Below are 25,784 nucleotides of genomic sequence, written 5' to 3' on the forward strand. Positions count from 1 at the left end.
CGGGGGCGCGGTAGTCGAGGACGTCGCTGTGAATTGGTAACGTTCCCATGGTGAAGAGTGCGAGCGCGCAAGGAGCTGATGTACCGTCAGTAAGGCGACGGCGACCGGGAATTGGGCCCTCCGGCGGCACGCCGCTCGGGCTTCGGATGGGCTGGGGGCCGGAATTCGTTCCCCGCTCTTGACGGGTGGTCAGGGACACCTCAACAATCCTGAGTTGATTGGTAACGTTCACATGCACACCGAGCATCCCCGTCCCGAGGTCGCCCGCCGGACGGCGAGCGGTCCCTTGCGAGAAGGTGGTCCCCCCTCGTGCTCCGCTCCGTGCGTTCCTCCCCATTCCGGATCCGGCCCAGACGCGCCTCCCGATGCCTCGGCGCCTTCAGCGCCCTGACCCTCTCCGCCCTGGGCGTCGTCGGACTCGTCGACGCGGCGCCCGCCCACGCGGCCGCGCTCGCGCTGACCCAGTACGTCGACCCGTTCATCGGCACCGACGACAGCAACGCCCCCAACCCGGTGCCGGGCGGCGCCGGGGGCAGCACCTACCCCGGGGCCGTGGTGCCCTTCGGCGGTGTCCAGTTCGGCCCGGACACCCCCACCGCCTCGCCGTCCGGCTACCGCTACAAGGACACCACCGTCGAGGACTTCAGCCTCACCCACTTCGACGGCGCCGGCTGCGCCAACAACGAGGACCTGCCCCTGCTTCCGGTCACCGGAGCACTCGGCGGCTCACCCGGCACCAACTGGACGGGCTACGCCTCCGGCCACACCAAGGCGAACGAGGTCGCCAGGCCCGGCTACTACAAGACCCGTCTCGATCGCTACGCCACCGACGTGGAGCTCTCCGCCACCACCCGCACCGGCATGGGCAAGCTCACCTACCCCGCCTCGACCACGTCCCGGCTGCTGATCAACACCGGTCGCAGCGCCACCGGGAACCGCGCCGGATCGGTGCGGGTCAACGGCAACGAGCTGACCGGAAGCGTGACCGCCGGCGGGTTCTGCGGGTCGTCCAAGACGTATCAGATCTACTTCGACGTGCGCTTCGACCGGGCGCCGACCGGCTTCGGCACGTGGTCCGGCGGCACCGTCAGCGACGGTTCGACCAGCGCGTCCGGCGCCAACACCGGCGCTTACGTCACCTTCGACACCACCAGCAACGCGACCGTCCAGTTCAAGGTCGGTCTGTCCTATGTGAGTGTCGCGGGCGCCCAGGCCAACGTGACCGCGGAGAACAACGGCTGGGACTTCGGCGCGACGCGCACCGCGGCCGACGACGCGTGGAACCGGATGCTCAACCGCCTCCAGGTGGGCGGCGGCAGCGCCGAGGAGCGGCAGAAGTTCTACACCGCCCTCTACCACGTGCTCCAGAGCCCCAACATCTCCAGCGACGTCAACGGCGATTACCGGGGCTTCGACAACGCCGTGCACCATTCGGACAGGCCCGTCTACCAGAACTACTCCGGGTGGGACATCTACCGCTCCTGGGCGGCGCTCGTCGCCCTCATGGCGCCCACCGAGGCGAGCGACATCGCCAAGTCGATGGTCCTGGACGGACAGCAGGGCGGGCTCCTGCCCAAGTGGTCCCAGCAGACCAACGAGGACTTCGTCATGACGGGCGACCCCGGCCCGATCATCGTCAGCAGCCTGTACGCCTTCGGGGCACGCGATTTCGACACCGCGGCCGCCCTGGCCCTCATGGAGAAGTCGTCCAACGGCGGCACGGCGCAGGGCAGCGCGATCCGTGGACGTCAGTCCACCTACACCAGCCTGCACTACCTCGACGACCCCTCCGACTCCCTCGAATACTCGGCCTCCGACTTCGCCGTGGCCCAGTTCGCCAGAACGCTCGGTGACACATCGAGCTACCAGAGCCACATGGGACGCGCCCAGTGGTGGCGCAACACCTTCAACACCGAGTCGTCCTATGTGCAGCAGCGCAAGAGCGACGGCTCCTGGAGCTGGCCGCTCGACCCGGCGAGCCAGTCCACCTTCACCGAGGGCAACGCCTCCCAGTACACCTGGATGGTGCCCTACGACTTCTCCGGCCTGATCAACTCCATGGGTGGCGCGCCCACCGCCGTCCAGCGTCTGGACCACCACTTCACGGAGGTCAACGCCGGTCAGAGCAGGCCCTATTACTACATAGGGAACGAGCCCGAGCACGGGGTTCCATGGGCCTACGACTACGCACGCCACCCGGCCGGAGCCTCCGACGCGGTACGCAAGGTGATGGCGGAGTCCTTCACCACCGGCGCCGGGGGACTGCCCGGCAACGACGACCTCGGCGCGACCTCGGCCTGGTACGTATGGGCCGCGCTCGGGATGTACCCGGCGACGCCCGGCGCCGACACCCTGGCGCTGCACGGACCGCAGTTCCCCTCCATCCTGATCCAGCGCGCGGCCGGGAACATCACCATCAACAGCTCCGGCAGCGGCCCCTATGTGCAGTCGCTCGGCGTCAACGGCGCGGCCACCGGCCACAGTTATCTCCGCTACCCCGATGTCGCGGCCGGTGCGACCCTCACCTACACCATGGGCGCCACGCCCAGCACGACCTGGGGCACCGGCGCCTCGGACGTGCCGCCGTCGTTCCAGGACGGCGCGAGCCCGGTGCCCGCCGCCCCGGACCTCGGCACCGACCTCGCGCTCGGCAAGCCGGTCACCGGGTCGACGCCCTGCGCCGCGGCGGAGTCCGCCGACAAGGCCGTGGACGGCTCGCTGACCCACAACAGCAAGTGGTGCTCGGCCGACGCGAACCCCTCACTCCAGGTCGATCTGGGGTCCGCCCGGAACGTGTCCTCCTTCGTCGTCAAGCACGCGGGGCTCGGCGGCGAGAACACCGCCTGGAACACCGGCGCCTTCCAGATCCAGACCAGCACCGACGGCGCCACCTGGACCACGGCGGCGACCGTCACCGGCTCCCGATCCAGCCGGACCTACCATCCCGTGGCGGCCCGCCCGGCCCGCCAGGTACGCCTCGTCGTGACCAGCCCCTCCAACACCGGCGGCGGCGACGCGGCCCGCGTCTACGAGCTGGAGGTGTACGGGCCGGGCGCGGGCAGCCGGGACCTCGCGATCGGACAGCCGACCACGGGCTCCGCCCCCTGCACCGCCACGGAGAGCCCCGACAAGGCGGTCAACGGAAGCGTCACCGGCGGCACGAGTGACAAATGGTGCTCCAAGGCGTCCGGCACCAAGACCCTCCAGGTCGATCTGGGCGCCTCACATCCGCTCACCTCGATCACGGTGCGCCACGCGGGCGCCGGCGGTGAGAGCGCGGACTGGAACACCAAGGACTACGACCTGAGCCTCTCCACCGACGGAACCACCTGGACCGCGGCGGCCCAGGTCCGGGGCAACACCGCCGACTCCACGACGAGTCCCGTGACCGCTTCGGCCCGCTATGTACGCCTGGCGATCGCCACCCCGACGCAGAACGGTGATCCGGCCGCCCGCATATACGAGCTGGAGGTCAACGGCACCTGAGCACGCCCCCGGCGGCCCGTCCAGCACCCGCTGGGCGGGCCGCCGTCGGCATCCCGGAAGAGTCCCCCGAGACAGGCGCCCGCCGAAACGATTCTCGCGCATGAACCGCCCGAGCCTTGGGAATTCAACCACCAGAACAGGGAACAACTGTGCGATGCAGGTGTGAAGGTGGGGATGCACGATGAAGGCCATACGGTTCGAGGGCGCGGGACGGCCGCTCAACATGGAGACCGTTCCGGACCCGGAGCCCGGGCCGGGGTGGGTGGTGGTCGACATCGAGGCGGCGGGCCTGTGCCACTCGGACCTGCACATCATGAGCGGGATGGACCTCGGTGACCTCACGGTCCAGACGCCGCTGACCCTGGGCCACGAGGGTGCCGGGATCATCTCCTCGGTCGGCGAGGGCGTGCGGGACTTCGCGGTGGGCGACCGGGTCGGCATCGCCCTCGTGACGCACCCGGTCGAGGACGCGCTCTTCGCTCCCGGGGTGGGGCACGACGGCGCCTTCGCCGAGCGGGAGTTGGCCCATGTCTCCACGCTGGTGCGCATCCCCGACAACGTGACGTTCGCCGAGGCGGCGGTCGCCACCGACTCGGTCGCCACCGCCTTCCACGCGGTGCGCACGGCCGGCTCGGTCCGGCGGGGGCGGACGGTCGGCGTGATAGGCCTCGGAGGGCTCGGCCTCAACGGTGTGCGCATCGCAGCCCTGCTCGGCGCGACCGTGTACGGGGTCGACATCAACCCGGCCACCTTCGGCCCCGCGCAGGACGCCGGAGCCGCCGCCTGCTTCCAGGACGTCCGCCGGCTCGCGGCCCAACGCCCGGATGTGATCGTGGACTTCGCGGGCGTGGCATCCACCGTCGCCGCCGCCGTGGAGAGCGTACGGCCCGGTGGCTGTGTGGTGCTCGTCGGTCTCGGCGGCGCCGTCGCCGAGATATCGATCGCCGCGATGGTGATGCGCAATGTCCGGCTCGTGGGGTCGCTCGGTGCGAGCAAGGACGAACTGCGGGAGGTCTACGAGCTCATCGCGAGCGGCGCGCTGAAGCCGGCCGTGCAGGAGGTCCCGTTCGCCGAACTCCCGGCCGCGATGGACCGGTTGGCGCGCGGCGAGGTCCGCGGCCGCCTCTACACGAGGCCCCGTGCCCACCTCCGGGTGCCGGCCGAGGTGGCCTGAGGAAGGACGGCGCGGAGGTGAGCCCTGGAGGCGGGCCGGTGAGGGCGCCGCCTCCAGGGGCCTACTCCTCGATGGCCCCGCCGGTACGCCGCAGATGCTTGCGGAACGTGTACTCGGGGTCGGCGGCGCGGCGCGCCATGTACTCCTCGAAGGAGGTCTGCCGGCGCAGGGTCTCGCCCGCCCGGACGCGGTCGGCCTGTTCGCGTTCGGTGCCCCGGATGCGCGAGGCCGTCGCGAGCACCTCCTCGACGTGCTCGGCCCCGACGAACAGCACGCCGTCCTCGTCGGCGAACACCATGTCCTCGCGGCTCACCAGATGGGTGGCGAAGCGGGCGCTGGTCAGCGCTTCGGGCTCCTGGGCGTCGAGGCGTACCGGCCCCGGCGGGTGGCTGCCATAGCTGAACACGGGCAGCGCGATGTCGGCGAGCTCGGGGGTGTCACGGTGCAGGCCCCACACCACCAGGCCGGCCACGCCCGCCGCTCGGGCCTCCAGCGCGGTGAGGTCGCCCACGCAGGCCTCGTCGGTACGGCCGCCGTTGTCGACGACCAGCACATCGCCCGGCTCCGCCGCCCCGAACGCCTCCAGGAACACGTCCACGCTTCCGTAGTGCCGGGCCGGCAGGACCCGCCCGGCGAGGCGATGGCCCGGGACGACCGCGCGGATGCCGGGTGGCGCGGTGCGCAGGGGAACACCGTGGCGGACACAGGCGTCCGCCACGAGCGGGGTGGACAGGTCGGCAAAGGCCTTGAGCATGGCTCCCCCTGAGGTGGCGCCGCCGCGCCGCGCGGCGGTCCGGCGATCCTATCCGGCCGCGTCGTCCGCCCGCCGGATCCGGCCGTCCGGGCACCTCGTGAGGCATCAACTTCCTTGACGTGGCGCCGATATGGGGGAGAAGGGGGCTGCCTCGGGTTGCAGGGGGCGGGTATGCCAAAGTGCTCCATATGGTTCTTCTTGATCAGGCCCCGGAATACACCTCCCACCAAGGTCCCTCCCGGCGGAACCTTCTGATGGCCCTGGCCTTCGGCATCCTCGTCTGCCTCGGGATCGGGGCCGCGGCCATAACCGCCTTCAACGACAAGCCGGTCTTCCACGACGACGTCGCCTACGAGGGCGGCTATGTGGTCGCCCTGGCCGGGATGAAGGCCGACCGCAGCGGAGGCACCCAGGCCTTCCTCAAGAGCGGGGGGTGCGAGCGGTGGCGTACCGAGCAGGGCGGAGCCAAAGCAAAGGGGGCGCCCGAGCGGTGGCTCCAGGGCTGCCGGGACGCGGCCGACGACGGCGACTGCCGGGCCGGCCGCACGGTCGCCAAGCCCAAGGGTTCGGCCAGGCTCAGGGGGCTTGTCTGCGACAGCGACAAGGGCGCCCGGAAGCCCAGCGCCCAGTAGCGACCGCTCCTCCAGGCGCGGCGCCCCGGCGCTTTCGCGCCGTGCCGGACACCCCGCGTGCCCATGTCGGCTAGTCAGCTCCGTACGACACCCAGTACAACGGTGGGGTCGGGGTGGTGGACGAGGTGGAGGCACACGTGCGCAGGATCGCGATCGTCGGGGCAGGGCAGGCCGGGCTCCAACTGGCCCTGGGACTACAGGACGCCGACTACGACGTGACGCTGTTGTCGGATCGGAGCGCGCGACAGATCCGCGAGGGCGCGGTCACCTCCACTCAGCTCATGTTCGGTCCGGCTCTTGCGCTGGAGCGGGCGGCCGGGCTGAACCTGTGGGACGAACAGGCGCCGGTCATGGCCGGCGTGGAGATGAACAGGTGGGACCCCGCCGCACACACGCCTCGCAGGGCGCGGTTCACCGCCTCGTACGACGACGAGGTCCGCTCGGTCGACCAGCGGCTGAAACTCTCCGCCTGGCTGGAACTGTTCGAGGCGAGGGGCGGCCGCGTCCAGTACGGGGCGGTCGCACCGGACGAGATGCCCGGGATCGTCGCACGCCATGATCTCACGGTCGTGGCCACCGGCCGCGGGGCTCTTTCGGCGCTGTTCGGGCGGGACGGCACCCGGTCGGTGTACGACGGCCCCCAGCGCGCCATCGCCGTGTTCTACGCCAGGGGCGTCACGGGCCGGGGCGAGGACAGCGACGCCTATCTGCGTGCCACGGGCGTGCCGTCGGTCGGCGACGCCATCGCCCTCCAGGCCCTGACCGTCAGCGGACCCTGCGACATCCTCCTGATCGAGGGCAGGTTCGGCGGCCCGTACGACTGCTGGGCCGACCGTCCCAGCCCGCGGGAGGGACTGCGCCGCGCGGTGGAACTGCTGCGGGTCTACGCGCCCTGGGAGTACGAGCGCTTCACGTCCACCCAACCCACCGACGAGCAGGCCGCGTTGTACGGAGGTGTCACCCCCGCCGTCCGCCACGGTGTGGCCGCGCTCGGGGAGGGCCAGTACGTCCTCGGCATGGCGGACGCGGTCGTCGTCCATGATCCGCTCACCGGCCAGGGCGCCAACAACGCGGCCAGGGCGGCCGCCGGATACCTCGACGCGATCCTGAAGCGCGGTGACCTCCCCTACGACGAGCAGTGGATGCGCCAGACCTTCGAGGACTACTGGCAGCACGCACGGCACGTACACGCCTTCACCGACCTGATGCTGCGTCAGCCACAGGCCGAGCACGTCGGGCGCCTGCTGGGGGCCACCTTCGAGCATCCCGAGGTCGCCCATCGATTCGTCAACGGCTATGCGGATCCCGCCAGTTACCGGGACTGGCTGATGGACCCGGAGCGCGCCGACGCCTATCTCGCCCGGCTCACCGGGTCCCGCTGAGGTCGGACGCGCACGGCGGACATCAGACTTCAGATGTATGCCACACGGGCTCTGAGGCTGACTCCCATCCCCACGGTCGTCTCATAGCTTCGAGATCACGGGCGCGGCACTGCGCCTCGCACCACGATCCGAAGCGAGACAACCATGTACGGCAAAGCGTTCGCCCCCGAGTACCGGGGATCGCTGGGTGAGCTTTCGGTCAACACCTCACTGGAAGAGGTGTTGACCAAGGCGCTGGAAGAGCGTCGACGGGCCCAACAGGGCGGCGGCGACGTCGAGTTGGCGCATGCGGGACTCGCCGTCGCCGAGGCGTGCAGACGACTCGGCCGGGTCGACGAGGCCGATCGGGCCTGGAAGGAGAGCTACCGCGCGGCCCGGCGGGCCGGCGACCGGGGCGCCATGGCCTGGGCGGTGTGGAGCGGCGGCACCCTGGCCCGCCAGCGCGGCCACCTCGCGCTTGCCCGTCGCTGGCTGGCCACCGCCGCCGAACTCGCCGAACAGGGCGGCGACATCGTCGCCCGCGGCTACTCGCTGGCCGGGCTCGCCGAGACCGGACGCATCCAGGGCGACTACGAGGCCGTCGGCCGGCTCCACGAGCAGTTGCTCGCCGAGGCGCGCCGCCGGGGCGAGGCCCGGCACACGGTGTGGGCGCTCGAAGGCATCGCGCAGATGCACCGCAACACCGGCTCCCTCGACAGCGCGCTCGCCATGTTCGAGGAGGCGGCCCGAATAGCCGGCGACGCCGGGGACGACCGCGGCCGGGCCTGGGCGCTGCGCGGCATGGCCGATGTGTACTCCGCCCAGGGCGACACGGAGCGAGCGCTGGCCCTGCTGTCCGGGGCGGAGTCGCTCTGTCGCGCGATCCAGCTGGTCAGCGCGCTTGCGTACAACCACAAGATGCGCGGCAACGTGCTGTACCGCGCGGGACGCTACGCCGAGGCCGAGAAGGTCTACAGCGGTGCGCTGGAGGAGTTCCGTGCGATGGCCGAGCCACGCGGGGAGGCGCTGGCCCGGCTCGGCCTGGTGAAGTCGCGGGCCCGGCTGGGGCGTTCGGCGGCGTCGACCGCTGCCGACCTCGACGCCCTGGAACGTGCGCTCGGCGACATCGGGCTGCTGCGGGCCAAAGACATGATCGCTAGGGCACGCGCCGAGCTGGGCGTCGAGGCCGCCGTCGCGGCCGCCCACTGAGGCCGCGCGATGTCCTTCGCTCCCCCCACGACAGGAACAGAGCTCATGCCCACCCCCATGGATCTGCACGACCCCGCATCCCCGGCGACAGGTCCGTCGCCCTGCCCCGCCGACACCCTCACCCGCTGCCGGGAACTGGTCGAGCCGGCACTGCGCGAGGCGGTGAGCGGCCTCCATCCCGGCCCGGGGCGCATCGCCTGCCACGCGTTCGGATGGTGCGACGTGGACGGCGAGCCCGGCGGCGGGAGCGGCGGCAAGGGGGTGCGGCCGGCGCTCGCCGTGCTCGGCGCGGAGGCGGTGGGCGCGAAGGCGGAGGTGGCGGTGCCCGCGGCCATGGCGCTGGAGTTGATCCACACCTTCTCGCTGATGCACGACGACATCATGGACGGCGACGAGCGCAGAAGGCATCGAGACAGCGCCTGGAAGGCCTTCGGTACGGGCCCCGCGGTGCTGGCGGGCGATGCCCTGTTCGCTCTCGCCGTGCGTGTCCTGTCGGAGGCCGACGGCGCGCAGGGCGGCCGGGCGGTGCGTCAACTGTCGCTGATGCTGGGCGAGTTGGTGCATGGGCAGGCAGACGATGTGCTGTTCGAGTCCCGGCCGTGGACCGGTCGCGAATCTGTGGCGCTCGCCGAGTACCGGGCCATGGCGGGCCGCAAGACCGGCGCCCTGCTCGGCTGTGCCGTCTCCCTCGGGGCGACCCTCGCGGGCGCCCACCCCCGCCTCACGGACGCGCTGGCGCAGGCCGGGCGGCAGTGGGGTCTGGCGTTCCAGGCCGTGGACGACGTGCTGGGAATCTGGGGCGACCCCGCCGTCACCGGGAAGCCGGCCCACAGTGATCTGCGGCGCGGCAAGAAGACGCTGCCGGTCCTCGGCGCGCTGGCCCTGGTCCCCGCTCTCGGGCCCCGCCTGGAGCGCCTGCTGGGCGGGGACGGGCCGCTCGACGACGACCGCGTCCGCCGTGCCGCCGACCTCATCGACGAGGCGGGCGGCCGGGCGTACGCGCTGCGCGATGCCCGCACCAGGGTGGCAGCCGCGCGCGATCGGCTCCGCGCGGCCCCCCTCGTCGCGGCCCGGGTGGACGAGCTGATCGCGCTCTCGGAGGTGCTCGTGGACCGCCGGGCCTGACCGCCTAGGAGACGAGCGCGGATCCGGCGAGCGGGCGGTCGTCGAGCAGCAGGTCCGCGTGGTGGCGGGCCGCCACCAGGGGGTGGGCCCGCAGCTTTCCCTTGAGCTCGTTGCGGCCGTACTCGGCGAACAGCGGGTTCGCCGGGTCCGCGGTGGCGCCGGGAGCGAGCGCCGCGTAAGGGAAGGGGAGCGGTTCGATGTGGGCGTCGAGACGCGGGTTGTAGAAGAACGGGACCGAGAAGCGCTCGGTGGCCCCGGGCGGGCTGACCACCCGGTGGTTGGTGGCGAGCAGGTAGCCGTTCGTCGCGACTTCGAGGAGTTCGCCCAGGTTGACGACGAAGGCGCCGGGCAGCGGGGGCACGTCGTGGAAGCGGCCGTTCTCGCGCTGCACCTGGAGGCCGCCCACGCTGTCCTGGTGGAGCAGGGTGAGGAAGCCGTAGTCCTTGTGGGCGCCGACGCCCTGGGCGGTGCCGTCCTCGGCGCTGCCGGGATAGCGCACCAGCTTCAGGTGCAGATGGGCGCGGTCGCCGAACACGTCGTCGTAGAAGTTCTCGGGAGCGCCGATCGCGGCGAGCAGCTCGTGCAGCAGCTTCTCGGCGACCGCGCTGAGCCGGTCGATCCAGGTGAGCGCCGCGGTGCGCAGCTCGGGCAGCGCGGCGGGCCACTGATTGGGGCCTTCGAGCCACCAGTAGGCGGGCTCGCCCGGCCCGGGTATGCGCGCGGGGCGCTCGGCGCCGATGTCGAGCTGGTCGCGCCAGTCGCGGGAGCCGCCGGTGCGCTCGTCGCCGATGCGCGTATAGCCGCGGAAGTGGGGCGAGTTGACGTTGTCGATGGCGAGTCGGTCCGCCTGCGGCAGCCGGAAGAAGGCCCGCATGGCGTGGTTGAGCGCGGCGGTCTCGGCGTCGGTGACGCCATGCCCGACGAGCTGGAAGAAGCCGACGCCATGCGCGGCGGCGTGGAGCTGGGCGTGCAGCAGCCGGCGGGCCTCGGGGCCGCGGTCGGCGGCGGAAAGGTCGATGATCGGGAGCTGCGACGAGGTCACGTACGACATGGAAGCCATCCGCTGGGATAGGTCCCGGCCGGCGCGGGTGGGCGCGATGTCGGCTCCGCCGGGGTGGGGCGGGCGCCGCTGGGGCACGGGAAGGGTGAAGGGGGGCCTGGGTCAGCGGTAGGTGCGACAGGCCATGCTCGTGACGCGGACGAAGTCCACGTGGCGGCGTCGTACGAGCGGAGGCATGCGGCCAGATTACTCCCGTCGGGCGCGTTCGGGGTGTGATGGCCCTCACAGTGCCCCTCGCCGGGGAGGCGGCGTGATCCAGGGGGCCGACCCGGGTGGTTCGGGTGCGCCGCGTCGGGCGCGGCCGCGGTGGCAACCTCCGCGGGCTCCCGCTCGCCGTCGTGCGGCGGGGCGGTGGGCTGAGGTCGACGGCGGACCGGCGTGCGCGCCGACGGCGCCCGCACCAACTCCGGTTCATGCTCGGGGAGTTGAGGGTGCGGGCGCCGTGCGGGCCTCAAAGGAGGGGGGTGGGGTCACCGGTCCCCGGGGCGGTCAACCCCCCGCGTTGCTCAGGGGCTTTCCGCCGGGCCGGGCCCGGTGTGGGGGGTCAGCGGCGCGTGTCGGGCGTCCTTCGACCCCTGCTCATCAGGATGCCTCCGGCGACGAGGGCGAACAGGCACACACACGCGCCTGTGATGACGTTGCTGAGGATCGCTCCGGTGCCGGCGCTGCGCGCTACGACCCATGGAGAGACGATCAGCCAGGCTCCGAGGAGCAGGACCACGAAGTTCAGGTCCTGGGACCTCTCCGGGACCATGGACATGCACAGGCCCAGCACGGCGAGGGCTATGCCCACGACCAGGTTGCTGAGGGCCAGGGTGGGCTTGGCGGCCGAGAAGTGGACCGTCCAGCCGGAGATCGCTGCGTAGATGCCGGCGAGGATCACGAGTTCCTCGACCGCTGCCACTCCTCGGGTTTCCATCACCCTCGCGTAGCGGTCCCGCATCTCCGATACATCGGGGTGCCCGGAGATATCACCGGGGCGGTGTGAGACGTCGGCCATCCGACTCGCCTCCTTCTGAAGTCTGCACGTCTGGCCGCGCGCTGCGACAAGATGTCGCGTACCTATTGTGCGCTTACATCCCCTTTATGTGTAGTCGGGAGAAAGGGAGCGATGACCGGGGGCGCTCTCCTGCGGATGCGTAATCACGTGAACGCGGAACGTGTTCACGCGGGGGATGGTGTGCGGGCCCACATCGGACCCCGCGCCGGCGCCGTGTGGGGGAGCTTCGACCGGGGGGCGCCGGGCGCACGCCCTGCGGTCACCTCCGGGCCATCTGGCGGGAGTAGGACCGGTTCATGCCCCCAACGACGAGTGCTCCCGTGACGGCTCCGAGCCGCTTCTCCGATGTCAAAGGCTGGTTCTGGCCGGTCGATCAGCTGCTGTTCGACTGGTTTCTGACGCGCCAGGACCGTGCCCCACGACAGAGCGGTGATCTCCTCGAACTCGGCGCCTACCTGGGCAAGAGCGCCATCTTCATCGGCACTTACCTGCGCCCGGGCGAGGAGTTCACGGTCTGCGACCTCTTCGACTCGCCGGCCCCGGACGACCCCAACAGTGCCGAGATGGACAGGTCGTACGCCACGCTCACCCGCCGCGCCTTCGAGGCGAACTACCTCGCCTTCCACGAGCGGCTCCCCACCGTCGTGCAGGCTCCGACCTCCGTGATCGCCACCCGCCTGACCCCCGGAAGCTGCCGCTTCATTCACGTGGACGCCTCGCATCTGTACGAGCACGTGCACGGAGACATCGAGGCCGCCAAGGAGCTGTCCGCCCCGGACGCCATCGTGGCCTTCGACGACTTCCGCGCCGAGCACTGCCCCGGCGTCGCGGCGGCGGTCTGGGGGGCGGTCGCGACGACGGAGCTGAAGCTCATCTGCATCACCGGCACCAAGGCGTACGGCACTTGGGGCGATCCGGAGCCGGCCCGGGCCGAGTTGCTGGAGTGGCTCACCTCGCGCACGGACCTGTGGCACGGGGTCGAGGAGGTGGCGGGCGCCCCGCTGATCCGGATCAGCGGCAAGAAGGCGCAGGCGCCCACCCCGCCCCCGCCCCTGCGCCCGGAACCCAGGGACCCCGGGCCCACCGGACCGACCGGTCAGGCACCCGCACCCGCACCCCGGGGCCTGCTCTCCCGCGCCTTCGGCCGGGGCCGCTAGCAGGCCGACCGCGCACCGGGTCCGGCTAGTGATCGACGACCACGCCGACGCCCTGCTCCTGCCCGAAGAGGTCCGTCCACGAGCCGAAGAACAGGAAGGAGTTGTTCGTCGCGAGCCCCACGGCGGCGAACACCAGGAGCTGGGTCGCGATCAGCAGCCCCAGCCGGCCCAGAATCGTCTTCCAGCTCTGACGGGAAAGGCGCGGCCACAACCAGATGGTGACGACGAACATCACCACCGCGCACAGCACGGTCAGCGCCAGCACCTTGTTACTCGTGAGACCCATGGGTCGATAGAACTCTCTGCCAGACGTTCCCCCGGGCATGCCCGAGCGGCACCGCTCGGGGGTGCTCAGCACAGAAGACAGCGATCGGCCCGGATCCGTTCCAGGTTCCCGGCCCTGGCCGCGTCGACGTTCACGGCCCGCGGCCGCGGCCACGTCAACGGTGCGCACCCCGTGACGTCAGGGCCCGGGGGACGCCTGCGGGGCGGGGGACGTGCTGCGGGTGCGGCTCACCGTGTCGAGGTACTCCGACACCGCGTCGCGGTTGCGGATCAGGCACGCGATGCGCTGGGTCATGCGGTCGCGTTCGAGGGTGAGCGTGGCGAGCATTTCGGGGGTGGCGTCGGGGAAGTGAATGGCCCGCGGTTTGTTGAGGCAGGGCAGGATCTGCTTGATGATCCGGGTGGGAAGGCCCGCGTCGAGCAGCCCCCGGATCTGCATGATCCGGTCCACGAGGTTCTCCTCGTAGGCGCGGTAGCCGTTGGGGGAGCGGGTGGAGACGATCAGCCCCTGCTCCTCGTAGTAACGCAGCAACCGGCGTGATGTGCCGGTGCGTTCCGAGAGTTCTCCGATACGCATGTGCTCCCCCTCGCGGACTCAGGGACCCGGGACTTCACCCTCACACCCGTGTGACGGTGGGGGCCGAGTGTACGGGCCATGTCACGCGAGGCGCCGGGGGCGGAGGCCGAGGTGGGCGGTCACAGGTCGCGTACGAAGGCGAGCCCGGGGCGGCCGGTCAGTCGGATCTCCGAGGTGACCACGAATCCGGTGCGGGTCAGCACCGCGCGGGAGCCGGCGTTGTCCAGGGTGGTCCTCGCCGTCAGGGAGGTCAGACCGTAGGTGCGTGACGCCAGGACGCAGACCTCGCGGACGGACGCCGTGGCGAGCCCCCGGCCGGCGGCCCGCTCGGCGATCCGATAGCCGAGCTCCGCCGAACCGGCGGCCGCGTCGATCAGGTTGACCCGCCCCACCACGTCGCCCTCGTCGTCGACCACCACATGGAAGAAGCAGATGCCCGCTTCCTGCTCGGCCAGCAGTGCTTCGAGCCGTGCGTCGAACCGGGCGAAGAAGTCGTCGCCGCGGTCGGGGACCGACGCGGCGAAGTAGGCGCGGTTGTCCCGTTCGAAGGTCAGGAGACCACAGGCATGGTCGAGGCGCAGCAACTCGAGATGAGGCATGCGCGCATGCTACGGGGCGTCGTGGAGGCGGCAGTTGTGGTGCGTGCCCGGAGTTTCAGGCTCGCGCACAGCCGCACCCAGGGGCCGCACCGGCTCCCGGGGCCTGCCCGACGAGATCGCCGGACGGGCCCCGGGGCCGGGGACGGTCAGCGCTTGAGCGTGAAGGTGAAGTCGCCGGTGAGCCGGCCGCCGAGGCGGACCGCCGAAACGAGCTTCCCCTCCTCGATCAGCCGCTCGACCTCGGCCCGTGAGAGACCGCACCCCTCGGCGATCAGCCGCACCGGCCGGACCGGTATCCGCGCCGCGAAGCGGACCGTGACGTCGATCGCCTCCCGGCCCAGGTGGTCCGATCCGCCGGTGTCGAGACGCCAGGCGCCGTGCCAGTCGAGGGCGATGCGATTACGGCGCCGCACGAGCGGGTCCTGAAGCAGTTCCGCCGTCAGGCCGAGGTCGTTGTCGTGCAGCCGGTCCAGCAGCTCGGGTCGTACGGAGCGGACATGCGTCCGCTCCAGAACGCTGAGCTTCGCTGTTTCCCCGCACCCGGTACAGAGCACGAGGAGCCAGGCGTCGATGAGTTTGTGGTGGGCGTTGACACGAAACTTGCCGGCCGCCCGGAAGCGGTCGCACCCGCACGTGTGGCAACGCCGGACGACGAGAGGGAGGCAAGTGGGCATGACAGCCCAGGTGTTGAGCACAGAAATACACCGGTTCCAGTGAGAAGTCCGCAGCAAAAAGCAGCGCGGCGCACAGGGTGCGGCGCGCGACCGATCAGCGCTCGGGAAAACTCACACGGTGTACAACGGGATGTCCTCGCCTGGACGACTTGGTTCGGGAGCACGGTAGGGGCGGACGGCGGTGCCGTTCCACCGAATTTCGAGCCGGAGCCGGAGCCGGAGCCGGAGCCGGAGCCGGAGCTGGGTAGGGAGGGGGAGGCGGAGTCGGCGCCGCCCGGTTGCCGAGGGCCGCCCCGCCGGGCTCAGGGCGCGTTCAGTGAGGCGCGGGCGTTCAGGGCCGCCACATCGCCACCCGTGGCGATGCGGTAGGTGTCGGTCATCCGCGCGAAGCCCTCCGCGGACATGCCATCCGTCCGGCTCATCTCCCGGTTCGCCAGCACCACGGCCGCCGTCGCGTCCCGGCGCAGGGCCTCGTACCGGGCGAGGCCGGTCGCCGGATCGTCGGCCAGAGACAGTTCGTGGGCCAGCACACGGGCATCGACGACCGACTGCGACGCGCCGTTGGCACCCACCGGATACATCGGGTGGGCGGCGTCGCCCAGCAGGGTCACCCGGCCGCGCCCCCATGCGGGCAGTGGCGCACGGTCGACCATCGGGTACTCCAGGATCTCCGGACAGCCCGCGAGCAGCCCCGGCACATCGAGCCGTCCGAGCGACCAGCCCTCGAAATACGGCAGGACGTCCGCGAGCCGCCCCGCGCTGTTCCAGTCGGCGTCCTCGGCGAGGGGGCCCGGCTCGTCCATCCTGACCTGCGCCACCCAGTTGATGCGGTCGCCGCCGATCGGATAGGCGACCAACTCCGCGTGCCCGTCGCGCACGATGGCCATCGAGTGGTCGGTGAGGAACGGTTCGGCCCGGGTGACGCCCCGCCACATCCGAATGCCCGACCACAGCAGCGGGCCGCCGTAGGGACGCAACCGCTCCCTGACGGCGGAGTGCAGGCCGTCCGCGCCGACGAGCGCCGAGACGCTGACCTCCTGCGTGCCGCCGGACTCGCGGTCGAGAAGCCGGACACGAACCCCGCCGGCATCCTCGGGTCCCTGCGCGAAGTCCACCACCCGCATGCCCGTGCGCACCGAGTCGGCACCGAGCCGATCGCGTACCGCCGAGAGCAGGAGGTGTTGCAGCTCGCCGCGGTGGACCGAGTACTGCGGCCATCGGTAGCCCCGCGCCAACCCCCTTGGTTCGGAGTAGAGTTGGCGGCCGTTCGGGTCGGCGTAGACGTTCTCGGTGATGGACACGCCGAGGCCGGCGAGCCGGTCTCCCAGGCCCAGCTCGGTCAGTTCGCGCACCGCGTGCGGCAACAGGTTGATGCCGACGCCCAGGGGGCGGATCTCCCGCGCGCTCTCCTTCACCACCGCGTCGATGCCCGCCGCGTGCAGACTCAGCGCCGCGGTGAGCCCGCCGATGCCCGCCCCCGCAATCAATACCGTCATGATCGGCTTCCTTTCTCCGCTCCCACTCTGTGACGCCCGCGGAGGGAAGTCCAAGAGACGCTGGATCTCACGGTGAGAAGCCCTCGTTATGGGCGCTGGTCAACTGGCGTCCGCTGATGGGTGGTTGACGTGTGTCATTGCTAGGGTGGGTGATCATGGACGTGAGCGGGGCAGTGGAAGACCGGATGATCACCGTCCCGGCGGGGCGGGTGACCCTGTCGGACCGGCGGACCCGGCGCAGCTGGGGAGTCGACCTCGCCGCCTATCAACTGGCCGCGTGTCCCGTGACCCAGGAGCGCTATGCGCGGGTCACCGGCGCACGGCCGAGCACCGCGCGAGGCGACCGGTTGCCGGTGGAGGGGGTCTCCTGGCTGGATGCCGTCCGGTACTGCAACGCCCTCTCGGCGCAGGAGGGATGGGTGCCCGTCTATCGCGAGAGCGACGGCGGGGGTGTCACGTGGGACGCGGCCGGTGACGGCTACCGGCTTCCGTCGGAGGCCGAATGGGAGCACGCCTGCCGCGCCGGTACGTCCGAGGCGCGGTACGGGCCCCTCGACGAGATCGCCTGGCACCGGGGCAACTCCGGCGAGCGTGTGCACGAGGTGGGTGGCAGGCGGCCCAACGCCTGGGGGCTGCACGACATGCTGGGCAATGTCTGGGAGTGGTGCTGGGACGTCTATGACGCCGAGGTCTACGGCAGCTACCGGGTGCTACGGGGGGGTGGATGGTTCGACGAGCCCTGGAGCTGCCGGGCCTCGGTGCGCCGCCGCAGCCACCCGACCTTCCGGATCGACGACGTGGGGTTCCGCGTGGCACGGTCCGTGTCGGCTTGACGAGGGTGTGACGGGCAACCGCGCCCGTGCCCGAACCTTTACCGGCCTCACCCAACTCCCTTGTCGGTAGCCCGATTTGGGGGCATGCGAGTGGGGGACAATGACAGTGAGCGCAGCTCCGTGCGTGGTCGGCCCGGGTGTCGACGCGGCCGGAGACGGCCCCTCGGCGGGCCCTGGCCCCCGCGCTCCCGACGACGTACCCGGCCCGCCGTGACAGGGACGGCTCAGCCGTGCCGGACGCACGGAAACTCGACGTGAGAGCCGCCTCCATGGCGCACGCGACGAGCACCGGGAAGGACGGCCTTCATGCGGAGAGGCCGGAGCCGATTATCGGGCGGCGCCGCCAAACCCCTTTCGATCGAGGGGATTTGTGCCGGCGCCGCATTGCCCGACATTTCGACGCCTATTCATGAGCGCCGGCCGGTGGCTGGGTTGGCACACCCCGGATTCGGTTCAGCGACTCGTCATGCGCCGCCACCCCTGAGTTCCGCGTGTCTTTGTCTCGTCGCCCTGTTCATGCGCTTGAGTGGTTCGGGTCGGCGTCTCACACCCGGCGCCCTCGGACCGGCGGCGTGTCGCCGGTTCCGGCCATCCTGCCGTGTTGTATTCCTGGTGCCCGGTCGTATTCCTGGCGCCCGCGAACATCGGATTCGTGTCACGCGGTTATTCGGGCCGCCGGACGGCCGGAACACCGCTTTCGGAGTGTCCGCGTAACTCTCGAATGAAGGAGTCGAAATGTGGGGCGTGGGTCGACGGAGCTTCATGACCGTGGCGGGGTCACTGGTGACGATGGCGGCGACGGGCACGCCGGCCCTGGCCAGTGGCCACGCCCGGGACGCCGCGACAGCCACCGAATATGTGGACGTACAACTGCTCAGCATCACCGACCTGCACGGATACCTTCAGGGCCCGCCCGCGAGCGACGCGGTCATCACGGGCGCGGGCGGCAAACAGTTCACCGTGGGCGGCGTGCCCTACATGGCCACGCACCTCAAGAACCTGCGGGCGGGGCACACCAACACGCTGTTCTTCGGCCAGGGAGACCTGTTCTCGGGCTGGTCGTTTCCGGCCGCCTCACTGGCCGACGAACCCACCATCGAGGCGCTGAACCGGATGGGGCTCGACTTCTCGACGGCCGGAAACCACGAGTTCGACCGCACCCCCGGATTCCTGATCGACCACATGGAAAAGGGCAGACCGTACGCGGGTGAGGGCTGGACGAACAGTTTCCCCGACTCCACCGGACACACCTTCCCCGGCGCGAAGTTCCGTTACTACTCGGCCAACATGCTGTGGGGGACTTCCGGAAAGACCGTTCTGCCCCCGGTCAATGTGGAATGGGTACGCGGCCCCGGCGGTCGGCGCCTTCCGATCGGCTTCATTCACCTCACGGTCACCGGAACCGACACCGGCTCCACGAGTTTCCAGACCGCGCTGCGCATGTCCGAAGAGGTCGCGACCGCCAACCACTACGCGGCCCTGCTGAAAGCTCGGGGCGTCAACGCGATCGTGCTCAGCATGCACGACGGGGCGGTCGCGGGAAGCGACTTCAACAGCGGCAGCACCCCCTCGGGCCCCGCCTACGACCTCGCACTCACCGTGTCCTCCGACATCGACGCGATCGTCACCGGCCACTGGCACTACGCGTTCAACATGATGGTGCCCGACCCCTCCGGCCGGCCGCGCCCCTTCGTCGAGGCGGGCTGTCACGCACAGATCATCAACGAGATCAACCTGCGCCTCGACCCCGTGACGGGCAAGGTCGTACGGGAACTCACCACGTCGACCAACCACCCCAACACCCATGACGTGACGCCCGACCCGGACCTCAAGGAGACCGCCGACTACTGGACCGGCTACGCCGACAACCGGGGCGCGACCCGCATCGGGAGGCAGACGGCCTCGTTCACACGCAGCCTGAACAGCTTCGGCGAGAGCACCATGGGCAACCTAACCGCCGACTGGGCGCTGTGGGCCGGCGGCCAGAAGCTGGACCCCTTCGACACCGGGAACATCCATCCCAACGTCCCCGCCCAACTCGCGCTGATCGCGGTCGCGCCCCGCCAGGGATCCTGCGTCATCAACGACGACCTCATCCTCGACACCACCGTGCAGGGGGCCGTCTCCTACCGCAAGGCCTTCAACGCGGTCGGCTACGGGGACCCCATCGTCACGGCCACCGTCACCGGCCAGTGCATCCACGACACCCTGGAACAGCAGTGGAAGATGAAGGGGACGGTGCTCACCTACGCGCCCCTCGCCGTCTCCCACAACGTGCGGTACAGCTTCGACGCCGCCGGGGCGGTCGGCGACCGCGTGAACCCCGCGGACGTCCTCATCGACGGCACCCCGCTCGATCTGAAGGCCACCTACCGGATCGCCGTCACGGCGTACACCCTCATCGGCGCCGACGACTACCCCGCCTTGCAGAAGTACTCCAAACCGGTGCGCCACACACGGGACTTCGAGAGCTTCATCGCCTACGTCCAGAGCCAGGCCGTCCTCACCCCGGCCCCCCTCGGCCGGGTCACCGCGCGCTCCGCGAGCGCCGTACGCGCCGACACCGGACGGCTGCTGCCGGTACCCCCGACGCGCAGCGCGGACGTCACCCCCCGGGTGGCGTCGGCGGGCACGGACGGTGGCCGCGGGCGCTGCTGACGGCCACCCGGTCGGTGGGGGAGCCGGCACCGGCGCCCCGCCCTGTCGGAGAACGGGAAGCGGCGACCCTCACGTAGGGTCGCCGCTGTGGTGCGGCACGTGGCCGCCCACCGTCATCGCCCGTCGCCCGGAGGCCGACCCTGAATACCGTCACCGCCGAGATCGTGTCGGCCGTCCTCCTGGTCGGCGTGCTCGCCTTCGCCGTCGTACGCCCCCGCGGCCTGCCGGAAGCGGTGGCGGCGCTCCCCGCGGCGGGAGTAGTCGTCGCGCTCGGCGCGGTGTCGCCCGCCGAGGCATGGCAGCAGACCCGTGAGCTGCTGCCGGTGGTCGGCTTCCTCGCCGCGGTGCTCGTCCTGGCCCAACTCTGCGACGACGAGGGCCTGTTCGCGGCCGCCGGTGACGCCGTCGCCCGGGTCTGCGGGTCGAGCGCCCAGCGTCTGCTCGGCGGAGTCTTCGCCGTCGCGGCGGTCATCACCGCGGTCCTCAGCCTGGACGCGACCGTCGTGCTGCTCACCCCCGTGGTGTTCGCGACGGCCGCCCGCGCCGGGGTGAGGGCCCGCCCGCATGTGTACGCCACCGCGCACCTGGCGAACTCGGCCTCCCTGCTGCTGCCCGTCTCCAACCTCACCAACCTGCTGGCCCTGGCCGCCAGCGGCCTCTCCTTCACGCGGTTCGCCGCGCTGATGGCGCTGCCCTGGCTGGCCGCCATCGCCGTGGAGTACGCGATCTTCCGCGTCTTCTTCCGCGGTGATCTGTCCGCCCACCCCGGCGGGGTGCGGGACGCGGATCCCACGCCGATGCCCGTGTTCACGCTCGTCGTCCTGGCGCTGACCCTTGGCGGGTTCGTGGTGACCTCGTTCGCGGGCCTCAGCCCGGCCTGGGCCGCACTCGCGGGCGCGCTCGTCCTCGCCGTACGCGGTCTGGCCCGGCGGCGCACCACACCCCGCGCGCTGGTCGCCTCGGCAGGCATTCCGTTCTGTGTGTTCGTGCTCGGCCTCGGCATCGTCGTCAAGGCCGTCGTGGACAACGGGCTCGGCTCCGCCATCGGCCGACTGCTGCCCGACGGGGACTCGCTGCCCGCCCTGCTCGCGGTCGTCACGGTCGCGGCCGTCCTGTCGAACCTCATCAACAACCTGCCCGCCGTCCTCGCCCTGCTCCCGGTGGCCGCGCCGGGCGGCGCGGGCCCGGTCCTCGCCGTCCTCATCGGCGTCAACCTCGGCCCCAACCTCACCTACGTCGGCTCGCTCGCCACCCTGCTGTGGCGGCGCATCCTGCACGAACACGACGACGCGCCCCGACTGGGTCAGTTCACCCGCCTCGGACTGCTGACGGTTCCCGCCACACTGGTCGCGTCGACCGCCGCGCTGTGGGCGGCTCTGCACACGATCGGAGGCTGACCGCATTCCATGAGCGTCATCATCTGGATCACCGAAGGCACCTGGCCCGCCTGCGTGGACGCCGCCCGCGCACACACCGCCGCGGACGCCGACCTCGTACTCCTGCACGTCACCGACGACGATGTGGCCGAGGCCGCGCACGGCGCGTTCGCCGGACTCCTCGGCCGCGGCCACCGCGAACGCGACCCCGGCACCCGCCTCGAAGACCTCGCGCGGGCCGCCGACCAAGAGCTCTTCGCCCGGGCCGAGCGTGCCCTGGGCGGCCCGGCCCGGCGCCTCGCGCTGCACGGCCGCGCCGAACAACAGGTCGTCCGCGCGGCGGAGGGCGCCACCCTCCTCGTCTGCGCCCGGGACGGCGACCACAGCCACCTCGGGCCCCGCAGCCTCGGCCCGGCCACCCGGTTCGTCGTCGACCACGCGCCCTGCCCGGTGCTGCTGGTCTGGCCCGACACGGCCCCCGGCATCGGATCGCTCCCACCGCCACCGCCCCATCCCTCCGGTCCGTGACCAAGCACCGCCGCCGGGCCGGTTGGCGAGCGGGAGAAACACGGCGCTAGCCTGGTGGGAACGGTGATCTCCGGTCTTCCGGACCGGGCCCCGCCCCGCGCGAACGAGGCCGAGAGCGCGGCACGGGTGCCTTTCAGGTAGGAGAGGTATGTCCGAGAGAGCCCCGTGGTCCCGGGCGGCCGCCGAGCCGGTGGACCCCGATGTCGCACCGGCCGAACTCGCCCGGCGCCCCCACCCCGCGCGCGGCCTGGGACCGGTCGTCGCGGTGGTGGCGCTCGGCGGCGCGCTGGGTGCCTGCGCCCGCTACGGCGCCTCGCTCCTGTGGACCACCGCGCCGGAGGCGTTTCCCTGGACGACTCTGCTGGTCAACGCCGCGGGCTGCGCCGTGCTCGGCGTGTTCATGGTGCTGCTCACCGAGGTGTGGACCGCGCACCGGCTGGTGCGCCCCTTCTTCGGGACCGGCGTGCTCGGCGGCTTCACCACGTTCTCGACGTACACCGTCGACATCCAGAAACTCCTGAGCGCGGGCCGGCCCCGCACCGCCCTCGGCTATCTGGCGCTGACGCTGCTCGCGGCGCTCGCGGCGGTGTGGGGCGCGGTGTGGCTGACCCGGCGCGCACTGGTACGGAGGCAGCGATGACCGGACTGACCGGACGGGCCCTGCGGGTCACGATCCTCATCGGCGAGAGCGACCTGTGGCACCACAGGCCCGTCTACACGGAGATCGTGCACCGGGCCCACGCGGCCGGACTCGCCGGCGCCAGCGTGTTCCGAGGCATCGAGGGATTCGGCGCCTCCTCCCTCATCCACACCCAGCGCCTGTTGTCGCTGAGCGAGGACCTGCCCGTGGCGATCGTCATCGTGGACGACGAGGAGCGGGTCCGCGCCTTTCTGCCCCAGTTGGACGAGCTCGTCAGCGAAGGCCTGGTGATGCTCGATGACTGCGAGGTCATCAGATACGTGGGACGGGAGCGCGCCAAGTGAACTGGCTGTGCGTGGCGTTGGGGGCGGCCATCGGTGCCCCGCTGCGCTTCCTCACCGACCTCACCGTGCAGAAGCGGCACGACAGTCTCTTTCCCTGGGGCACCTTCACCGTCAATGTCGTCGGCTGTCTGGTCCTGGGCGTGCTGACCGGCGCGGTCAGCACGGGCGCCGCGTCCTCGCAGGTGCAGTTGTTCGTGGGCACGGGGCTCTGCGGGGCGTTGACGACGTATTCCACATTCTCGTACGAGACCCTCCGGCTCGCCGAGGACGGGGCGAGGGTTTACGCCGCCGCGAACGTCGTCCTGAGCGTGGTGGCCGGGCTCGGCGCGGCTTTCGCGGGCGTGGCGCTGGCCGAAGCGCTGTGGAGCTGACAGCTCCCCCCCCGAACGCGGCCGAAACGGGCGTCGCGCGCGACCATCCGGTGTGCACCGCGCGCAACCGACCGGGGCGTTTTGACGTCTACGTGTCTGTAGACGTTAGTCTTCCGTCCACCCGCACGACCAACAGAAGGCCCCTCCACGCCGTGCCCCGTTGTCCCTGGCGCGCCCGCACCGCCCTCGACCCACCGGAGAGCCCCACCCCATGACCAGCCCCACCCCCACACCCCAGGCCCTGGACGGCGCGTCCATCGACGGCGGCCTGTACGGCGACATCACCGACTTCGCCCGGCACACCCACTGGCTGAACGGACCGGTGTCCGCCTACACCAGTTACGGCGTCGGCCTCTTCGCGGTGTTCATGCTGGTTGGCTGGTGGATCGCCCGGCGCAAGGACGCCTCGGTGATGGCGGCGGCGCTGGCCGCGCCGGTCGCGATGGTGCTCGCGTATGGGGTGAACGACGCGGTCAAGTCGGTGTTCACGGAGGTGCGGCCCTGTCGCGTGCTCCCGCACGACTTCCTGATCGAGAAGTGCCCGCCCCTGGACGACTACGCCTTCCCCAGCAACCACACCACGGTCGCGGCGGCCGCAGCCGTCGCCCTGTTCCTGGTCGACCGCCGGCTCGGCGCGATCGCGGCGATCGCCGCACTCCTGATGGGCGCCTCCCGTGTGTACGTCGGAGCGCACTACCCGCACGACGTGCTGGTCGCCTTCGTGACCGGCGGGGTGGTGGCGTTCGCCGTGACGTGGTCCGCGCGGCGGTACGGGGGCCCGCTCGTGGAGCGTCTGCGCGGTGGCGCGCTGAAGCCGCTGCTCGCCTGAGAGGCGCCGCGGCCCGGCCGCGGCCGGCGTCGGGGGTGCCGATTTTCGTCCCTCGGGGGCGCGGTCCTGTGTCCGGGCCGGGCTCGAACGCCTAGGCTCGGCCGGGTGCTGCGAATCGTCGATGAACTCGCCGGCCCCGGCCCTCTGCGCGTCTACGCGCACGCCCCCGCCGACGGTGATCCCGGAACAGGACTGCGGGTGCTGCTGACCGCCGACGTGCTGGCGCGCGTCGTCGAAATGCGCGGCAGGGCGGTGCTCATCGGATGGACCGGACCGAAGACCGAAGCGGCCGCCGCGATCCGCCCGCCCGACGCCGAGGGCGACCCGGAGCGAATCGCCCAGGAGTTGGGCGGCCCGCCCGGCGTTCAGCTCACCAGCGGTACATACGAAGGCGCGGGCGTCGCCTGTCTTCAGATCGGCCGGGCGGCACTGCCCCCGCTCGAAGGCCTCGACCCGCTCGCGGTACGCCTGATGTTGCTCAGCCACCCGTACGAGGAGCCGGTCTCCATCACGGCCGAGGAGATCACCGAAGCCGGCGCCGCGCTCGCCCGCTGGCGGCGATCCGTGGCGGCCTGGGCCGAGCACCCCTCGAAGCCGATCCCCACCGGCCTCAAGGCGACGGCCCGTACCGCCCTGGACCACCGGCTCGACACGTCGGCCGTCCTGCGCCTCCTGCACGATCTGGCGACGGCCGACGATGTGCCCGAGGGAGCCAAGTTCGAGACCGTCGCCCACCTCGATCGCGTCCTGAGCCTCGAACTCGTCCGCGAGGTCGGCCTGGTGTGATCCCGGTGCGGGTGGGCCGAACCGGGCCCACCCGCACAGCGGCCCCCTGACGGACTCGGGCACACGGCACCTCGGCCGGAAGGGGGACCGACCTGGCTGCCTCAACGGCCTGCAGGCGCAAGGCAGTTGGAGACGCCGAGGGCGGCCCAGGACCGCCCCCCACCTTCTCGAACCGCCCCCGCTCGGCTCAGTCCTCGAAGCCGCCCTCCCTCAACGCCTTGTCGATGCGGGCGCGATGGGCCGCTTCCCATGCGTCGAGGGATTCGTCCGCCTCTTTGGCCGCCTTGTGCCGGGCCTCCAGGAGCACCTGCTCCCGCCGGGCGTGGGGAGCGACCACGATGCCCTCTTCGTCGGCGACCACGATGTCGCCCGGGTGCACAAGGACTCCGCCGCAGCGCACCGGTTCGTTGAGCGGTGTGACGGCCTTCTTGGTCCCGGGGATGGGAAGGACGCCACGGCCGAAGACGGGGAAGCCCGCGTCGCGGACCTCCGCCAGGTCACGAATCACCCCGTCGACCACGAACGCGGCGACGCCCCGGCGTTGGGCGACGGCACACACGTTGCCGCCCGCGAGCGCGTAATCGAGATCGCCCGATTCCACGACGACGACCGAACCGGGCGCGGCACGGTGAATGGCCGCGTGCAGCATGAGGTTGTCCCCGGCGGGACAGCGCACGGTGAACGCGGGCCCGGCGACACGGGGAATCGGGGACCACAGAGGACGGATACCGATATCCATCACCTGAGCGCGCCCGAGAACATCGGCGAGCGTCGTCGGTGAAATGGTCCTGAATTCGTTGAGCTCGTTCATGCTTTCCCCATGGATGACG

General features: G+C 71.3%; 24 protein-coding genes and 1 pseudogene. 16 read left to right on the forward strand and 9 right to left on the reverse strand.

The genetic code is table 11. The annotated features are described in order from the left end of the window. The first annotated feature begins 321 nt into the window (after positions 1–321). Together N4G70_RS08945 and N4G70_RS08950 are read left to right on the forward strand one after the other, a co-directional pair. A complete protein-coding gene (locus N4G70_RS08945; protein WP_261711955.1) occupies positions 322–3,486 on the forward strand; it encodes a GH92 family glycosyl hydrolase in 3,165 nt (1,054 codons plus the stop codon). 181 nt (positions 3,487–3,667) lie between these two features. After that, positions 3,668–4,660, forward strand: coding sequence for a zinc-binding dehydrogenase (locus N4G70_RS08950; protein ID WP_261711956.1), 993 nt, complete (start codon positions 3,668–3,670; stop codon positions 4,658–4,660). Between the two features lie 61 nt (positions 4,661–4,721). On the opposite strand, the gene N4G70_RS08955 is transcribed toward N4G70_RS08950, so the two are convergent. After that, a complete protein-coding gene (locus tag N4G70_RS08955) occupies positions 4,722–5,414 on the reverse strand; it encodes an RraA family protein (protein ID WP_261711957.1) in 693 nt (230 codons plus the stop codon). A 188-nt stretch (positions 5,415–5,602) separates the two neighbouring features. Between N4G70_RS08955 and N4G70_RS08960 the strand changes: the two genes are divergently transcribed. The 4 genes from N4G70_RS08960 (at position 5,603) to N4G70_RS08975 (ending at position 9,741) form a co-directional block, all read left to right on the forward strand. Then, positions 5,603–6,046: a hypothetical protein gene (locus N4G70_RS08960; RefSeq protein ID WP_261711958.1), complete on the forward strand. Its 444-nt coding sequence runs from the start codon at positions 5,603–5,605 to the stop codon at positions 6,044–6,046. Between the two features lie 137 nt (positions 6,047–6,183). Next, entirely contained in the window at positions 6,184–7,428 is a 1,245-nt protein-coding gene (locus tag N4G70_RS08965; RefSeq protein ID WP_261711959.1) for a styrene monooxygenase/indole monooxygenase family protein, read from the forward strand. Positions 7,429–7,572: 144 nt separating this feature from the next. Then, positions 7,573–8,616 (forward strand): tetratricopeptide repeat protein, encoded by a 1,044-nt coding sequence (locus N4G70_RS08970; protein WP_261711960.1) that lies wholly within the window; start codon positions 7,573–7,575, stop codon positions 8,614–8,616. A 57-nt stretch (positions 8,617–8,673) separates the two neighbouring features. Then, a complete protein-coding gene (locus N4G70_RS08975) occupies positions 8,674–9,741 on the forward strand; it encodes a polyprenyl synthetase family protein (protein ID WP_261712089.1) in 1,068 nt (355 codons plus the stop codon). 4 nt (positions 9,742–9,745) lie between these two features. Here N4G70_RS08975 and N4G70_RS08980 read toward each other — a convergent pair whose 3' ends face one another. Continuing rightward, complete coding sequence (locus tag N4G70_RS08980; RefSeq protein ID WP_399034664.1) at positions 9,746–10,792, reverse strand: isopenicillin N synthase family dioxygenase; 1,047 nt, start codon at positions 10,790–10,792, stop codon at positions 9,746–9,748. Between the two features lie 553 nt (positions 10,793–11,345). Beyond that, positions 11,346–11,801, reverse strand: a complete 456-nt coding sequence (locus N4G70_RS08985; protein WP_261711962.1) for an SPW repeat protein — start codon at positions 11,799–11,801, stop codon at positions 11,346–11,348. 320 nt (positions 11,802–12,121) lie between these two features. Here N4G70_RS08985 and N4G70_RS08990 point away from each other — a divergent pair, with 320 nt between their 5' ends. Continuing rightward, entirely contained in the window at positions 12,122–12,958 is an 837-nt protein-coding gene (locus N4G70_RS08990) for a class I SAM-dependent methyltransferase (RefSeq protein ID WP_399034667.1), read from the forward strand. 28 nt (positions 12,959–12,986) lie between these two features. Here N4G70_RS08990 and N4G70_RS08995 read toward each other — a convergent pair. The 5 genes and pseudogenes from N4G70_RS08995 to N4G70_RS09015 form a co-directional block, all read right to left on the reverse strand. Continuing rightward, positions 12,987–13,244: pseudogene (locus N4G70_RS08995) on the reverse strand (esterase); the annotation flags it as partial. Positions 13,245–13,421: 177 nt separating this feature from the next. Continuing rightward, positions 13,422–13,820 carry a MerR family transcriptional regulator gene (locus tag N4G70_RS09000; protein WP_261711964.1) on the reverse strand — a complete coding sequence of 133 codons (399 nt, stop codon included), beginning with the start codon at positions 13,818–13,820 and terminating at the stop codon, positions 13,422–13,424. Between the two features lie 119 nt (positions 13,821–13,939). Next, positions 13,940–14,419 carry a GNAT family N-acetyltransferase gene (locus tag N4G70_RS09005; RefSeq protein WP_261711965.1) on the reverse strand — a complete coding sequence of 160 codons (480 nt, stop codon included), beginning with the start codon at positions 14,417–14,419 and terminating at the stop codon, positions 13,940–13,942. A gap of 146 nt (positions 14,420–14,565) precedes the next feature. Continuing rightward, the gene (locus N4G70_RS09010) at positions 14,566–15,114 is read right to left on the reverse strand and encodes a DUF1062 domain-containing protein (protein ID WP_261711967.1); all 549 of its coding nucleotides are present in this window, start codon (positions 15,112–15,114) and stop codon (positions 14,566–14,568) included. A 281-nt stretch (positions 15,115–15,395) separates the two neighbouring features. After that, the gene (locus N4G70_RS09015) at positions 15,396–16,589 is read right to left on the reverse strand and encodes a flavin-dependent oxidoreductase (RefSeq protein WP_261711968.1); all 1,194 of its coding nucleotides are present in this window, start codon (positions 16,587–16,589) and stop codon (positions 15,396–15,398) included. A gap of 155 nt (positions 16,590–16,744) precedes the next feature. On the opposite strand from N4G70_RS09015, the gene N4G70_RS09020 reads away from it, so the two are divergent. From N4G70_RS09020 to N4G70_RS09060, 9 genes are all read left to right on the forward strand, one after another. Continuing rightward, complete coding sequence (locus N4G70_RS09020) at positions 16,745–17,422, forward strand: formylglycine-generating enzyme family protein (protein WP_261711969.1); 678 nt, start codon at positions 16,745–16,747, stop codon at positions 17,420–17,422. 762 nt (positions 17,423–18,184) lie between these two features. Continuing rightward, positions 18,185–20,080 (forward strand): bifunctional metallophosphatase/5'-nucleotidase, encoded by a 1,896-nt coding sequence (locus N4G70_RS09025; protein ID WP_399034675.1) that lies wholly within the window; start codon positions 18,185–18,187, stop codon positions 20,078–20,080. A 161-nt stretch (positions 20,081–20,241) separates the two neighbouring features. Beyond that, positions 20,242–21,477, forward strand: coding sequence for an arsenic transporter (locus N4G70_RS09030; protein WP_261712090.1), 1,236 nt, complete (start codon positions 20,242–20,244; stop codon positions 21,475–21,477). A 9-nt stretch (positions 21,478–21,486) separates the two neighbouring features. Next, a complete protein-coding gene (locus N4G70_RS09035) occupies positions 21,487–21,984 on the forward strand; it encodes a universal stress protein (RefSeq protein WP_261711971.1) in 498 nt (165 codons plus the stop codon). Between the two features lie 148 nt (positions 21,985–22,132). Beyond that, positions 22,133–22,624, forward strand: a complete 492-nt coding sequence (gene crcB / locus N4G70_RS09040) for a fluoride efflux transporter CrcB (protein ID WP_261711972.1) — start codon at positions 22,133–22,135, stop codon at positions 22,622–22,624. Further along, positions 22,621–22,968: a DUF190 domain-containing protein gene (locus tag N4G70_RS09045; RefSeq protein WP_261711973.1), complete on the forward strand. Its 348-nt coding sequence runs from the start codon at positions 22,621–22,623 to the stop codon at positions 22,966–22,968. The genes crcB (N4G70_RS09040) and N4G70_RS09045 overlap by 4 nt, the downstream gene beginning before the upstream one ends. Beyond that, entirely contained in the window at positions 22,965–23,339 is a 375-nt protein-coding gene (gene crcB, locus N4G70_RS09050) for a fluoride efflux transporter CrcB (RefSeq protein ID WP_261711974.1), read from the forward strand. Before N4G70_RS09045 ends, crcB (N4G70_RS09050) begins: the two co-directional genes overlap by 4 nt. A gap of 211 nt (positions 23,340–23,550) precedes the next feature. Next, positions 23,551–24,168 carry a phosphatase PAP2 family protein gene (locus tag N4G70_RS09055; protein WP_261711975.1) on the forward strand — a complete coding sequence of 206 codons (618 nt, stop codon included), beginning with the start codon at positions 23,551–23,553 and terminating at the stop codon, positions 24,166–24,168. 105 nt (positions 24,169–24,273) lie between these two features. After that, the gene (locus N4G70_RS09060) at positions 24,274–24,954 is read left to right on the forward strand and encodes a hypothetical protein (RefSeq protein ID WP_261711976.1); all 681 of its coding nucleotides are present in this window, start codon (positions 24,274–24,276) and stop codon (positions 24,952–24,954) included. Positions 24,955–25,141: 187 nt separating this feature from the next. Here N4G70_RS09060 and N4G70_RS09065 read toward each other — a convergent pair whose 3' ends face one another. Continuing rightward, entirely contained in the window at positions 25,142–25,765 is a 624-nt protein-coding gene (locus N4G70_RS09065) for an RraA family protein (RefSeq protein ID WP_261711977.1), read from the reverse strand. Between the last annotated feature and the right edge of the window lie 19 nt (positions 25,766–25,784).

The sequence above is a fragment of the Streptomyces sp. ASQP_92 genome (assembly GCF_025399895.1).
Lineage (GTDB): Bacteria > Actinomycetota > Actinomycetes > Streptomycetales > Streptomycetaceae > Streptomyces.

What these genes read in the sequence shown, in the direction of transcription:
- N4G70_RS08950 (WP_261711956.1), top strand. Translation starts at nt 3,668, where the DNA reads ATGAAGGCCATACGGTTCGAGGGCGCGGGACGGCCGCTCAACATGGAG.
- N4G70_RS08955 (WP_261711957.1), bottom strand. Translation starts at nt 5,414, where the DNA reads ATGCTCAAGGCCTTTGCCGACCTGTCCACCCCGCTCGTGGCGGACGCC.
- N4G70_RS08960 (WP_261711958.1), top strand. Translation starts at nt 5,603, where the DNA reads ATGGTTCTTCTTGATCAGGCCCCGGAATACACCTCCCACCAAGGTCCC.
- N4G70_RS08970 (WP_261711960.1), top strand. Translation starts at nt 7,573, where the DNA reads ATGTACGGCAAAGCGTTCGCCCCCGAGTACCGGGGATCGCTGGGTGAG.
- N4G70_RS08975 (WP_261712089.1), top strand. Translation starts at nt 8,674, where the DNA reads ATGGATCTGCACGACCCCGCATCCCCGGCGACAGGTCCGTCGCCCTGC.
- N4G70_RS08980 (WP_399034664.1), bottom strand. Translation starts at nt 10,792, where the DNA reads ATGTCGTACGTGACCTCGTCGCAGCTCCCGATCATCGACCTTTCCGCC.
- N4G70_RS08985 (WP_261711962.1), bottom strand. Translation starts at nt 11,801, where the DNA reads ATGGCCGACGTCTCACACCGCCCCGGTGATATCTCCGGGCACCCCGAT.
- N4G70_RS09000 (WP_261711964.1), bottom strand. Translation starts at nt 13,820, where the DNA reads ATGCGTATCGGAGAACTCTCGGAACGCACCGGCACATCACGCCGGTTG.
- N4G70_RS09005 (WP_261711965.1), bottom strand. Translation starts at nt 14,419, where the DNA reads ATGCCTCATCTCGAGTTGCTGCGCCTCGACCATGCCTGTGGTCTCCTG.
- N4G70_RS09015 (WP_261711968.1), bottom strand. Translation starts at nt 16,589, where the DNA reads ATGACGGTATTGATTGCGGGGGCGGGCATCGGCGGGCTCACCGCGGCG.
- N4G70_RS09020 (WP_261711969.1), top strand. Translation starts at nt 16,745, where the DNA reads ATGGACGTGAGCGGGGCAGTGGAAGACCGGATGATCACCGTCCCGGCG.
- N4G70_RS09025 (WP_399034675.1), top strand. Translation starts at nt 18,185, where the DNA reads ATGACCGTGGCGGGGTCACTGGTGACGATGGCGGCGACGGGCACGCCG.
- N4G70_RS09035 (WP_261711971.1), top strand. Translation starts at nt 21,487, where the DNA reads ATGAGCGTCATCATCTGGATCACCGAAGGCACCTGGCCCGCCTGCGTG.
- crcB (WP_261711972.1), top strand. Translation starts at nt 22,133, where the DNA reads ATGTCCGAGAGAGCCCCGTGGTCCCGGGCGGCCGCCGAGCCGGTGGAC.
- N4G70_RS09045 (WP_261711973.1), top strand. Translation starts at nt 22,621, where the DNA reads ATGACCGGACTGACCGGACGGGCCCTGCGGGTCACGATCCTCATCGGC.
- N4G70_RS09055 (WP_261711975.1), top strand. Translation starts at nt 23,551, where the DNA reads ATGACCAGCCCCACCCCCACACCCCAGGCCCTGGACGGCGCGTCCATC.
- N4G70_RS09065 (WP_261711977.1), bottom strand. Translation starts at nt 25,765, where the DNA reads ATGAACGAGCTCAACGAATTCAGGACCATTTCACCGACGACGCTCGCC.